9 protein-coding genes are annotated in these 13650 nt (G+C 51.9%); 4 read left to right on the top strand and 5 right to left on the bottom strand.

What is annotated here, in order from left to right; all coding sequences use genetic code 11:
* Window positions 1–92 precede the first annotated feature (92 nt).
* Window positions 93–1874: a GspE/PulE family protein gene (locus Undi14_RS17655; protein WP_200181968.1), complete on the top strand. Its 1782-nt coding sequence runs from the start codon at window positions 93–95 to the stop codon at window positions 1872–1874.
* Between the two features lie 11 nt (window positions 1875–1885).
* On the opposite strand, the gene Undi14_RS17650 is transcribed toward Undi14_RS17655, so the two are convergent.
* A complete protein-coding gene (locus Undi14_RS17650) occupies window positions 1886–2773 on the bottom strand; it encodes an SDR family oxidoreductase (protein ID WP_200181966.1) in 888 nt (295 codons plus the stop codon).
* 12 nt (window positions 2774–2785) lie between these two features.
* Here Undi14_RS17650 and Undi14_RS17645 point away from each other — a divergent pair, with 12 nt between their 5' ends.
* Together Undi14_RS17645 and Undi14_RS17640 are read left to right on the top strand one after the other, a co-directional pair.
* Window positions 2786–3811 (top strand): CDP-6-deoxy-delta-3,4-glucoseen reductase, encoded by a 1026-nt coding sequence (locus Undi14_RS17645; protein ID WP_200181963.1) that lies wholly within the window; start codon window positions 2786–2788, stop codon window positions 3809–3811.
* Between the two features lie 385 nt (window positions 3812–4196).
* Window positions 4197–5387 (top strand): acetylornithine transaminase, encoded by a 1191-nt coding sequence (locus Undi14_RS17640; protein ID WP_200181961.1) that lies wholly within the window; start codon window positions 4197–4199, stop codon window positions 5385–5387.
* A gap of 249 nt (window positions 5388–5636) precedes the next feature.
* Here the strand turns inward: Undi14_RS17640 and Undi14_RS17635 are convergent, their stop codons facing one another.
* Window positions 5637–7415 (bottom strand): glycoside hydrolase family 44 protein, encoded by a 1779-nt coding sequence (locus Undi14_RS17635; protein ID WP_200181959.1) that lies wholly within the window; start codon window positions 7413–7415, stop codon window positions 5637–5639.
* Window positions 7416–7674: 259 nt separating this feature from the next.
* Between Undi14_RS17635 and Undi14_RS17630 the strand changes: the two genes are divergently transcribed.
* Window positions 7675–11097, top strand: a complete 3423-nt coding sequence (locus Undi14_RS17630; RefSeq protein ID WP_200181957.1) for a S41 family peptidase — start codon at window positions 7675–7677, stop codon at window positions 11095–11097.
* A 228-nt stretch (window positions 11098–11325) separates the two neighbouring features.
* On the opposite strand, the gene Undi14_RS18570 is transcribed toward Undi14_RS17630, so the two are convergent.
* From Undi14_RS18570 to Undi14_RS17615, 3 genes are all read right to left on the bottom strand, one after another.
* Window positions 11326–11481 carry a transposase gene (locus Undi14_RS18570; RefSeq protein ID WP_200181955.1) on the bottom strand — a complete coding sequence of 52 codons (156 nt, stop codon included), beginning with the start codon at window positions 11479–11481 and terminating at the stop codon, window positions 11326–11328.
* A gap of 112 nt (window positions 11482–11593) precedes the next feature.
* Entirely contained in the window at window positions 11594–12184 is a 591-nt protein-coding gene (locus Undi14_RS17620; protein ID WP_200181952.1) for a hypothetical protein, read from the bottom strand.
* Window positions 12185–12611: 427 nt separating this feature from the next.
* Window positions 12612–13436 carry a DUF2189 domain-containing protein gene (locus Undi14_RS17615; protein ID WP_200181950.1) on the bottom strand — a complete coding sequence of 275 codons (825 nt, stop codon included), beginning with the start codon at window positions 13434–13436 and terminating at the stop codon, window positions 12612–12614.
* Window positions 13437–13650: the final 214 nt, after the last annotated feature.

Here is a 13650-nt window from a genome sequence, read left to right as displayed (position 1 = left end):
TTTAAGATAAAAGCAGATAACAAAGCAGCTAAAAAAACAGTTAACGGTCATCCGCTATTCGCCCACTACAACTACAACGTCAGCCAGAGAAAATGAACCAAAAAGCCCCGCGCCGCTTAGATCTGCAACAAATTTTCACCTGGTTGATGGCCGATGGCCTGATCCTCAAAGACGAGGCCAAAGCAAAATACAATGAGGCGCAAGGTATCCTGAAAAACGGACCATCCACCATGCACCCGTTGACGGCAACCGCGCAATGTAAGCTGCTTTCAGCAAAGACACCGCATGCGCAGCTGACGCTGGACTGGCTGACCGAATGGGCGGCGGCAAAAGTGCACCTGCCGTTTTACCGGATAGATCCTTTAAAAATTGATTTCACCACGGTCTCTGATGTGATGTCATCGACGTATGCGACACGCTTTAATATTTTGCCTGTCGAATCGAATGCCAACACGCTCGTCGTCGCTACGACTGATCCGTATAACACGGAATGGCAAGATGAAATCGCGCGTCTTTCACGTAAAGAAATACGTCTGGTACTTGCGAATCCGCTGGAAATTTCACAATACATCGTGCAGTTTTTTTCGCTGGCGAAATCGATTAAAGATGCGCGTAAATCCAGCAGCAATGACCTGGGCTTGCGACAAAACTTTGAGCAACTGGTTGAACTTGGTAAGTCGAATAAACAAGTTGATGCGAATGATCAGCACATCATCAATATCGTAGACTGGTTATGGCAATTTGCTTTTGATCAGCGTGCCTCGGATATACATCTCGAACCCAAGCGTGATATGGCGGTGATCCGCTTCCGTATTGATGGCGTGCTGCATCAGGTGTATCAGGTGCCGGCCACCGTCATGATCGCGATGATCGCGCGGATCAAATTATTGGGTCGTATCGACGTCATTGAAAAGCGGCGCCCGCAAGATGGTCGTATTAAAACCCGTACCGCCGATGGGCAGGAAGTCGAGTTGCGTTTATCAACGCTGCCGACCGTGTTCGGTGAAAAAATGGTGATGCGTATTTTTGATCCGGATGTCGTGGTCAAGACCTTGCCGGAATTAGGTTTTCCGCTGAACGATGCGAAACGCTGGGACAATCTGACCAAGAAACCGCACGGCATCATTCTCGTCACCGGGCCGACCGGCTCAGGAAAAACTACAACGCTGTACACCACACTGAAAGCGCTGGCGACGTCAGATGTGAATGTCTGTACTGTCGAAGATCCGATAGAAATGGTGGAAGCTTCGTTTAATCAGATGCAGGTGCAATCATCGATCGATCTGAACTTCGCCGACGGTATACGCGCACTGATGCGGCAAGATCCTGACATCATCATGGTCGGTGAGATTCGCGATCTGGAAACCGCAGAAATGGCGGTGCAGGCCGCACTGACCGGCCATCTGGTGCTGTCGACCCTGCATACCAATGATGCGCCATCCGCGATCATGCGGCTGCTGGAACTCGGCGTTCCGTATTATCTGTTGGAGGCAACGATAATCGGCATTCTGGCGCAACGTCTGGTGCGTACCTTGTGCGTTCATTGCAAAGTCGCTGATGGCGAAATTCAGGATGCCATCTGGGAAACGCTGGTCGAAGACTGGGGCATCCCGAAACCACAGACCGTCTATCGCCCTGTCGGCTGCCCGGAATGCCGCCAGACCGGTTTTCTGGGGCGTACTGGCCTGTATGAGTTGCTGACCGTGACTTTGCCATTCAGTAAGCTGATCACGGAAAACGCCGATATTCATGCCTTACGTGCGCAAAGCATCAAGGATGAGATGAAGCCCTTGCGCATTGCGGGTGCTTACAAAATTGTCGAAGGTCTGACGACCGCCGATGAAATTTTGAAAGTCACCTCATCGCTGATATAAAACTATTCTCGTCAACTGTTGACTGCGGCAAAAATGCCATCGCGCACCTGCGGATACAGCAAGCGTGCGCCCAGCTCGTGCTTGATACGCTGATTCTCGAGGCGACGGGATTCCGACATGAATGACAGCAGCATGGGCGATACTTGTTTCTGTAATTCAGCACGAGGCAGACGTGGCGGGCGCGGCAACTGAAACGCGTCAGCCACCAGATCAAAATAATCCCCCATCCGTATGTCGCTGTCGTCCACCGCGTGATACACGCGCTGCGGCAAACCGCGGAATAAGGCCAGCCGGATCAGCCGCGCCAGATCGTCAGCATGAATATGATTGGTGTACACGTCATCACTGCCGATCAATGCTGGCGTGCCTTTTTGTAAGCGTTCCACCGGTAAGCGATCCGTCGCATAAATCCCCGGCACTCTCAAAATAGATAAGGTGGACTGGCTGCGTTTTGCCCAGCGTCGCAGGCACTGTTCTGCCGCCACGCGTCGCACTGCACGCGTATTTTGAGGGTTGACCGTGCGTGTTTCATCAAACTTTGCGCCAGCGCAATCGCCATACACGCCGGTCGTGCTGACATAAACAAGACGGCTCTTGTCGGGTAAAATGGCGCTCAAATTCTGGCTGCGGATATCTGTAATGCCGTCAGATCGCGGTGGCGCCAGATGCACGATACGCTGCGCCAGCCCGGACAAGCGCGCCAGAGTATGCGGCTGATCCAGATCAGCAACCACTGGCACAGCCCCCGCCACACGCAGCTCTGCGCAACGCGCAGGCTGACTGGTGACAGCGAAAATGCGGAAATGCGCACGCAATAACGGCAGCAGACGCATACCGACATCGCCACAACCAATAATCAGTAAGCGCGGCTTAGCTATTTTTTTTAACTGTTTTTTCATGCTCAGGATTGTATGACTTTTCAAGTAACCGTGACCCCCAGCGGTCGTCAATTTAGCTGCGAGGCAGATGAAACCGTATTATCAGCCGCTTTGCGCGCGGGCGTCATTCTGCCTTACGGTTGTAAAAATGGAGCCTGCGGTTCCTGTAAGGGCAAAGTCACCGATGGCACTGTCGTGCACGGCAATCATCAGCAACGCGCGTTAACCGAAGATGAAGCAGCACAAGGCATGTCGCTGTTCTGCTGCGCGAAGCCGCAAAGCGATCTGACGATAGAAGCGCGTGAGCTGGTCGCCAATGATGAATATCCGGTCAAAAAAATGCCGACCCGCATTGCGAAACTGGAAAAATTATCCGATGACGTGATGCTGCTTGCCTTGCAATTGCCAGCAAATGAAAAACTGAATTACCGCGCTGGTCAGTACATAGAATTTTTACTGCGCGACGGCAAACGCCGCAGCTACAGTATGGCCAATGCGCCGCACGATGCGGAACACATTACCCTGCATATCCGCCACATGCCGGGCGGCTTATTTACCGATCAGGTTTTCTCGACCTTGAAAGAGCGTGACATCCTGCGCTTTGAAGGCCCGCAAGGCACGTTTTATCTGCGTGAAGACAGCGACAAACCGATTATTCTGCTCGCCTCTGGCACCGGCTTTGCACCAATCAAGGCGCTGGTCGAACAATTGATCCACACTAAATCCACGCGCCCTGTCGCGCTGTACTGGGGCGGCCGTCGTCCAGCTGATCTTTACATGGACAAGTTATGTCAGGATTGGGCTGCGCAATTACCGGGCTTCCGTTATGTGCCGGTCATTTCCGATGCACAAGCCGAAGATCAATGGCAGGGTCGCACCGGCTTCGTTCATCAGGCGGTGATGGCCGATCACGCTGATTTATCAGGCTATCAGGTGTATGCCTGCGGTGCACCGGTGATGGTGGATTCCGCCAAACGCGATTTTGTCGCGCAATGCCAGTTACCGGCGGACGAGTTCTACGCCGATTCGTTCACATCCGAAGCCGATCTGGTGAATTAACAAGGAACGGACAACGCGTGTTCATGCATGCGAAAAACGATGTACTTGTGCTCTGTTAATCAATTGCTCATCGTCCACGCGTTCCTGAACTGAGCATCCCGTTTTTTTCGGCGCACTGCATAAATTTATTTTGACGCAGTGCGCAAAAAGTCCTACTATCCGCTTTATGAAAATTTTTACCGACATGTCCTCACCAAATATCGCACGACGTCGCAGCTCGTTCTTCGAGCCTGGGACTATGTACGAGTGAGCGTGCGCGGTAAATGAGCAGCACCACAAGTATCAAGCCACAGGCAACTCCTGTGGCTTTTTTGTTATTCAGCACCCGATTTAATCTCCACCACTCTTTTTTTACCCCTGCATTGTCGACTTTAGGAGTCTTGAAATGGAATTCAGCCAGTACAACGTTAACGCTCTGATGTACATCACACCGCGCCCGGAAATCGTCTTTACGGAAGGCAGCGGCATGTGGCTGACGGATAACAATGGCAAGCGCTATCTCGATTACCTGCAAGGCTGGGCGGTCAATTGCCTCGGCCACAGCCCGGCGGTAATCCACGATGCGCTGGTCGCGCAGTCGAAAAAACTGCTGAATCCATCCCCTGCTTTCTACAACGCGCCGATGATAGAACTGGCTTCGCGTCTGACCGAGCAATCCTGTTTTGACCGCGTGTTCTTTACGAACAGCGGTGCAGAAGCGAATGAAGGTGCGATCAAACTGGCGCGCAAATGGGGTCAGCTGAACAAGAACGGCGCATTTGAAATCATCACCTTTGATCACGGCTTCCATGGCCGCACACTGGCCACCATGTCGGCCTCCGGCAAACCGGGCTGGGACACCATATTTGCACCGCAAGTCACCGGTTTCCCGAAAGCAGATCTGAACGATATCGCTTCGGTTGAAAAACTGATCAGCGACAAAACCGTCGCTGTCATGCTGGAACCGGTACAAGGCGAAGGCGGCGTGTTGCCGGCAACGCGTGAATTCATGCAACAACTGCGCGCACTGACGCAAAAACACGGCATCCTGCTGATCGTTGATGAAGTACAGACCGGCATGGGTCGCACCGGTGAATTGTTTGGCTATCAGTTGTCCGGCATCGAGCCTGACATCATGACGCTGGCGAAAGGTATCGGTGGCGGCGTGCCACTCGGCGCCTTGCTGTGCCGCGAAGCAGTGGCCTGCTTTGTGCCGGGCGATCAGGGCGGTACTTATAACGGTGCGCCATTGATGACGGCCGTCGGTATCGCCGTGCTGAAGGAATTGACCAAGCCAGGCTTCCTCGATGAGGTCAAAGAAAAAGCCGCGTATCTGAGCGCAGAATTAGTGAAACTGTCGGATGAATTCGGTCTGCAAGGCGAACGCGGTGAAGGCTTGCTGCGCGCGCTGAAACTCGGCGACAACATCGGCGCACAAATCGTTGAAACTGCGCGCAATATGGAACCAGTCGGTTTGCTGCTGAATTCACCGCGCCCTGATCTGCTGCGTTTCATGCCTGCGCTGAACGTGACGAAAGAGGAACTCGATCAGATGCTGGCGATGTTGCGCGAAGTGCTGAAGCAAATCAAAAAATAAGCGCTGAACGTCAAAGTTCTGCCTATAAAAAAAGCAGCTAAGGCTGCTTTTTTTAACGTCTGTTTCCTTATTTTTGCTTGTATTTTGACGAATTTCGGCATACTCCCCCCTTTTTTTCTTGTTTTCGCCTTTATCTCAGCATAAACAAAGGGGCTTACAACATACTCCCGGGGAGTATTATTCAGGCATTTTTCGGCACTTTTCCGGCTCTCTTTCAAACTATGTCAGTCACGCCAGTGAATTGCCGGCTTATGGCTTCACCACAAAGTGCATGACCGACCACGCTGGCAAGGTGTAACTGAACTGATTTTGCTTGATCGCACTCAGACCCGCACGCATGGTCACGGCCTGACTGCTCGCATCGACACCCCATGCCTGTACAGAATTCAGCGCCACCGGATGGGCGATTTGCAAGCTGGCATTCAACGGTGTGCTGAGGCGGTTGATCGCTATCAGATGCACGGTATCCGGCGCGGCGGCACTGACTGCGGCATACACGGTACCATTGCCGTTATTCGTCGAGACCGCTTTGACTGAGACTTCGGGAAACACCGATTTATTGCCGTCGTAATTGCGGAAAATTTTAAATCCGGCTGCGATGTAAGCTTCGACATCACCGAAATACGTTGCCAGATGCACGCCCTGCTGACCAAAAGCGCCGAGCGCATCTGCCTGCGCAATCGCGCCGCTCACATCGTCTCTGCCGCCAAAATCATATTCGGTCACAGCGAGTTTGGTGCCCGGATAAAAATCCGCAATCGACTGTTTGAGCTTAGGCAGAATTTCCAGGCCACGGCCATCTGTAAAGCCGTTACCACCTTGCGTGATCCAGCTTGGTTCGACATAGCTGCTATCCCACAAACTGCGTGAAGCCTGTACGCGATTTGCCGGATCATACGACGCTTGTGAATAGTAGTGAAACGAGAAAACATCCAGCAAACGCTTACCCGCCGTCGCAGAAGCTTTGCGCATCGTATCCAGATAGACGTTAGCAAACGTCATGCCGTTGTAGCGATAGCGGTCACCGGTATTTTTGCTGAGATACGGCTCCCCATAATATTGATTCCAGTCCGCTGGCTGGCGCGATTGCGAACCATCCCAGACCGCCCACAGACTGAATAAGCCAAGATAGCCACTCAGCGCCGGGCCAAAGGTTTGCGCGGAGCTGTCCATGCGCTTCACCGTTTTGGCCAGCGCCAGATTTTTTTGCATGACATCGCTGATCGTGGTCAGCTTCGGGTACAGATCTTCATGTGTGCCAGCGCCTTGGTCTGATGGCCAAAGGTGCCAGAGATCGGGTTCGTTATCCAGTTCATAGCCTTTAACACCTTTGGTGGAAGATGCCTTGCCATATTTTTTAACGAGGAAATTAAGCTCTTCGTCGATATACACCACACTGTCGTTCAGCGATGGTGACAGACTCAGACTGCCTGCTGCCGTAGGTTTGTCATTCACAATATCAAGCCAGCGGCTGACATCGACATTCGATGGTCCGGCGGTGCTTTGCCATAACTCGTAACCTTTGCAGGACGACGGTGGATACAGATTGACGATGTCTTTCGGCAGCTTGCCCGCAGCAGGTAATTGCAGCAAAGAGAACGTGCCCAGCGCCAGCGACTGATCGTGGAACGCTTTAATCCCGGCACCCGGCGCGTAATACGCAAGGCCGTTGGTGGTGGAAGGCTCACCAGCGCCGGTCGCGTATGTCACACCGGCATTTGAAGAATGGCACCAGTCGGCGCCGGAATTGCTGACACCGTTTTCCCAGTTATAGCTGGTCATATTATTGCCACCGAGGCGACGCGAAGTCAGATTCAGACTATCCAGATTCGCTTTGCCGCCATGCGCATCCCAGCCAGTGCGGCCATAACCGTCGGCGTAGGCATTGAAGCCGTAAATCAGCGGGCTGATGGTTTTGCGTTCGGCCTGAGTGTTAATGCTGAAAGTGACGTTCTGCGCCATCGCTAATGACATTTCTGTCGAAATACTGAGGATTGCAAGAACTTTGATGAAGTTGACTGGTCTCATGGCTCTCTCCGCCGGGTAACTAAACTAATTGCGCGTTGATGGTCACGTAAGGCAGATCGGCCAACGTGTAAGGAAACAAATGTTGCTCTGCCGATGTTATAAATGGATAGTTGCCCGACATCAACAAAACTTACACTTCGGTAACACTTTTTATGATTTTTTGTAGGAAAAAAGAGGAGATTTGTTTTTCTTACCGGCTTTGTTTGCAATAAGTAATTTCAATAAATAATTTCAATCAATTAAGTTAAAGATCTTTCACATGAAACTACCCGCTGGTGTCACCCGCTACTTACCTTCGTCTGTTCTGCCGCGCAAACTGAGCAAACGGCAGCCTCTCAACCTCGCTCTCAGTCTCGCGCTTGGACTGACGCTAGTCAGTATTCTTCCTGTGGCGACCGCTGCACCGGCGTATTACCGCTTTCCTGGCATACGCGCAGATACCGTCGTCTTTACTGCGGAAGGCGACTTGTGGAAAGTCGGTCTGCGCGGCGGACAGGCGCAACGGCTGACCACACATCCGGCCGCAGAAACCCTGCCAGCGATTTCACGTGATGGGCTATGGCTGGCGTTTTCCGCCGCCTATGAAGGGGCAACTGAAGCCTATGTCATGCCGGTCAACGGTGGTTTGCCACAACGTCTGACATTTGAAAATGATGTGGTGAATGTGCTCGGCTGGACAGCACAGGGCGAAGTCTTGGTCAGCACGCTCAACAGCACCGGGCCAAACGCACACAGGGTCATTGCAGCGATTGATCCGAAAACGCAGCTGCGCCGCGTGTTCCCGGTTGCCGATGCGAATGAGGCGGCGCTCGATGACAGCGGTCGCTATCTGTATTTCACGCGTTTCGGTCTGCAAATGACCAATGACAATGCCAAACATTACCGCGGTGGTGCCACAGCACAATTGTGGCGCTATGACTTGCAGGGCAAAGCCGAGGCCGTCAATCTGTTTGCCAGCGACAGCAGCAATAACAAGCGTCCGATGTGGTATCAGGGACGCCTGTATTTCGTCAGCGACCGAGATGGCGCGTTCAACATCTGGACTGCCAATGCCGACGGCAGCAATCCACAACAACTGACATCGCATAAAGAATGGGATGTCAGAAACGCCGCCATCGGTGACGGCAACATCGTCTATCAGCTCGGCGCCGATCTGCATGTGTTGAACCTTGCCAGCAAAGCCGACAACACCTTAGCGATCGATCTGACATCCGATTTTGATCAGCAAAGAAAACGCCTGATCCGCACACCGCTGGACTATCTGAGCGATACCGAAATCGCCAGCAAAAGCGAGCGTCTGATTTTTACCGCCCGCGGCCACGTCAGCATTGCCGGCACCGACCGCCAACGTCGTGTCGATTTAGCGATTCCCGAGAATGCCCGCGCCCGCGCTGCCGTGTTTTCGCACGATGATCAAAGCGTGTATGTGATTGTCGACAGTTCAGGCGAAAATGAAATCTGGAAATATCCTGCCAACGGCATAGGTAAGGCAGAAATGCTGACCCACAATGGCGATGTGCACAGGCTGAACATCTATCCGTCACCGGATGGAAAATCGCTCGCACATACAGATAAACGTGGTCGTGTCTGGTTGCTGGATCTGGCAACGAAAACCAACACCATCATTGATGATGGTAGCAAAGCAGCCTTTGATCGCTACGGCGATATCGTCTGGGCACCGGACAGTAAAACGCTGGCCATCGTGCGCCCGGATAGCAGCAGCGGTCGCGAACAAATCGGCTTATATTCATTCGCCAGCAAACAACTGCATTTCGTCACAGGCGATCGCTATGAATCGCATACGCCGGTATTTTCCACCGATGGCAAATGGTTGTATTTCTTATCTGAACGCCACTTCGAGGTCGGCAATCGTTCACCTTGGGGTGATCGCAATCTCGGCCCCAGCTTTGACAAACGTTCCGGCATTTACGCCCTCGCCTTGCAGGCAAAAAATCGCTTCCCGTTTAAAGCGGACGATGAGTTAAGCAAGCTCAGTAACAAAGCCGAAGTAAAACCCGCAGAAAAAGCGGCTGACAAAACAACGGATAAAACAACTGAAAAAACGGCAGAGAAATCATCGGATACGGATGCTAAATCAGCAGATACAAAAGCCAGCAAAGCAGCATTACCCGCCATAGAATATGCGGGACTCAGCGAACGTTTGTATCAGGTGCCACTCGCCGCCGGTAATTACGGCGGCTTAGCGATTGACGACAAGCGTCTGTATTTCGTTGAATCAGAAGGCCGCGAAGGACGCGGCACGCTGAAGACACTCGCCATCAGCAAAAACCCGGTGCAACCAGAAGTATTCGTCAGCGGAATCCGTCAGTTCGATTTATCCGCCGACAAAAAGCATGTGTATTACAAAACCGCTACCAGTAACGGTGCCAGTGATTTTGTGATCGTCGAAGCCGGTGCGAAAGCACCCAACGATATCAGCAAGGCGAAAGTCAGCATCAATGACTGGAGCTTCACATCCGACCCGCGTCAGGAATGGCGTCAGATGTTCGGTGATGCCTGGCGTATGCACAGAGATTTTCTGTACGATGAAAAAATGCGTGGCGTGGACTGGAAAAAAATGCGCGACAAATATGCGCCTTTAGTCGAGCGTGTCACTGACCGCAATGAGTTGAATGATGTGCTCGCGCAAATGGTCAGCGAAGTCGGTGCGCTGCATTCACAATTCCGTCCTGGCGACATACGCAAAGCTGCTGCCGAAGGTGCACCAGCAACGCTGGGCGCAGTGTTAGCCCGCAGCAAAGACGGCTATAAGATCGAGCATATTTATCGCAGCGAACCGGAGTTACCAACAGAGCGCAGCCCGCTGGCGCAACCCGATGTCGATGTCAAAGAAGGCGATGTCATTCTGAGCGTCAACGGCAAGCCGGTCATGGAAGCGCGTGATATTGCCGATCTGCTGCTGAATCAGGCCGACAAGCAAGTCTTGCTGCAGGTAAAACGCGCAAATCAGGCGCCGCACAATGTCATCGTCACGCCAGTCAGCATGACGAAACATGCGAATCTGCGTTACAGCGACTGGGAACAAAGCCGCAGCGCACGCGTTTACGAAGCATCGAAAGGTAAGATAGGTTATCTGCATCTGCGAGCCATGGGTGCGCAAGACATCAATGCGTTTGCACGAGAGTTCTACAGCAATTTCAATCGTGACGGCCTGATCATCGATGTGCGCCGCAATCGCGGCGGCAATATCGACAGCTGGATCATAGAAAAACTCTTGCGTAAAACCTGGGCGTTCTGGTCGCGCGGCAACAACCAGCCTTACACCAATATGCAACAGACCTTCCGTGGTCATCTGGTGGTGCTGGTGGATGAGCTGACGTATTCTGACGGCGAGACTTTCGCAGCAGGTGTGAAGGCATTGAAACTCGGACCACTGGTTGGCAAACGCACGGCTGGTGCCGGTGTCTGGCTGTCCGATGGCAACAGCCTCGCGGATAACGGCATGATACGAGCGGCAGAAAATGCACAGTTCGGCATGGATGGGCAATGGCTGGTCGAAGGCGTCGGCGTCACGCCGGATGTCGAAGTCGAAAACATGCCGCATGCAACCTTCAACGGACAAGATCAGCAACTGGAAACCGCAATCCGCATGCTGACCGATAAACTGCGCGAACAACCCGTCAAAAAACTGGTGCCGCAAGCGATTCCACCGCTGAAATAAACCCGCTGTCATTCAAAGCATCAAGCCCGGTCAGGTTAATGAGCGGGCTTTTTTTTGAGGGGCAGAGGTCGCAATATCAGACCAGAAGGTATTGCGTTAACCGGTTGAACCAACTGGGGCTTTTTTTAAATTATCGATATCCATGCGCAGTGGGCGGTTTTGAGCTTCCAATTCCCAGATACGTATTTGATCCGCGGCGAGTGGCTTGCCTATTCCTGGCAGCCCGCTTTATTCTGCCCGCACCTGAGTGAACCAGCAACGGACTGCAGTCTCGCTGAACTTCATATCTTTGCAGACTTGCGATACGCTCAAGCCTTGATCATGAATCATGCGGACAGCCTGCAGCTTAAAATTGGCGTCAAATGTTCTTCTTTGTTTTGCCATTCTTTTTCCCTCGATAGATGAATTATCCACCTATCCTGGTGTCCATTTTTATTAGACAACTACAGTTGTAGCCATAATGACTCCTGAATTATTGGTTAAATTAAACGCTGCATTAATTTTTACAGAACGATGATTCAGCAACAATTTTTGCGTATTCGGGCGACATCCCTTGAACACTCATACGCTCTATTTTGGTATTAATTGTGTGATAAGCCAGCTCAGCTTTATTACTAATTCTTGTCAGAATATTTGCAGGCCTCCCTATATGTTGCGGCGACAAATCAACCTGTTGCCACTGTCCGTTACGCAACCGGAATTCGGCATACGGAAGTTTTGGTTTTCCTATTTTTCTCCATGCGTCACACATGTAAAAAGTAGTCACGACAAACCATTCTTTGGTTCCTGTATCCTGATCAAACAAGATGGGAATCAAGCCAATCTCTGATTGCCAGATTGGTGGATTACCGTCGCGAAGCGGTCTGATGATGACCATGCTATTAAACTTGGCATCCCATCCTCCTGGCCCACCAATTTCACCAAGTGCTTCCGTTTTAAACTTACGGTCAACCACGATAAGCTCTCCGCTCGCCAGTTGTACTTCCTCCGTAAACCGGAGATAGTGATCACTCATAAAGTAGCAGGCTATCGCGCTACCTAAGCCGACGATGGTAATCAATGGCAACCATGGCTTTAGTGAGTTCATAACTTTCCTTTTCTAGCAAGCGTAGCGTACGTACTCCTTAGGGTGCGTCATACGCACCACTCTCAACAATCAAACAGCACTCACCTGTTCATTCGCATCTCACTCTGAAATCTGGCGACGTCGCACATGATGATTGCGCATCTTATGCGGGGTGCTTACTGCCAGCCGACGAACATCAACCTTGCCTGATTTGGTGCGTATGACGCATCCTACACTGACTGTATTTTTCTCTTAAATTAGCATTTTAAGGGGAGTATGTGGCAAAAATGCCTTTATCTCCTTAGAAATAAAGGGCTTTAAAATATACCCTAGGGAGTATATTTTTAGCTCCAGCAGCCATTTTTGCACCTTACTGGCATGACAGGCATAAAAAAACGGAACCTGTTGCGGCTCCGCCTTTGGGAATACGATGTTGGCCAGCATCAAATCAGCGCCGGTCGGAGGCGTTCCCCACCACTTCTTTGTACGCATGCCAGGTCGCATGGCCGATCACTGGCATGGCGATAATGAAACCCAGGCTCCAGGTCATGAAGCCGAGTACCACGAAGCTGACGATGATCAGCGCCCAGACGATGCTTGCGGGTACATTGATGAACAGCGCCACACAACTGATAATCATCGAAGTGATGGCATCGCTGTCGCGGTCGAGCATCATAGGAATCGAGACCCAGCTGATTGCGAAAACGATACTCGCAAAGATAAAACCGATGCAGGCATAGACCAATAGAAATTCCAGATTATTCAGTGAAAATAACTGCGTCAGAAAACCGTGCATGGTGGGCATGCCCTTGTTATAGAACAGCGCAAAAATCACCAGCGAAGCGCGCGCCCAGACCATCAGTATCACTGCCAGCACGAGTGCCAGCACGCCGATATTGCTCCAGCGGCCGCGCATGGAAAACACACTGCCGAGCAAACCGGAACGCACGTTTTCTATACGGCGGCTGATGTCGTACAAACCCAGCGCCAGCAAGGGCCCGATCAGTAAAAAGCCGCAACTGAGTGCAGACACATATTGCGGCGCATGACTGAGCACGAGATTGAGTATCAGCCCCATCGCGGCGAAACAGATACCGTAAAAAATACTGGCGCTGCCGGATTCGCGAAAATCGTCCCAGCCCAGCCGCAGCCAGGTGAACGGGCGAAACATGCCGATGCGGCGGATGGGTGGAAAGGGTGATGCGGTATCGATGATGGTGGTAATGTCGGGTGGCGCGCTGTCACCACCTCGTCCCTGAGTCTGGTCTGCCATGCTGTCTCCATCGTTTTTGTAGTGGATTGTCCATCTTGATCTGGATCAATACATTCATACTATGACAACAAAACAGCCATTGGCAATGACCGCCGACGCGAAAACGGTAAGGACTTTAGGTGCAGTGCGGCATAAGTACCGCGTCAGCAATGCGGAAGATGCGGCATTGATGGATACTCCCCCATGTATTGATAAAAACAGCCCTGATGTCCTT

It is taken from the genome of Undibacterium sp. 14-3-2, from assembly GCF_016595265.1.
Taxonomy (GTDB): Bacteria; Pseudomonadota; Gammaproteobacteria; order Burkholderiales; family Burkholderiaceae_D; genus Undibacterium; species Undibacterium aquatile.
This window is presented reverse-complemented; position numbering and strand designations above follow the sequence as displayed.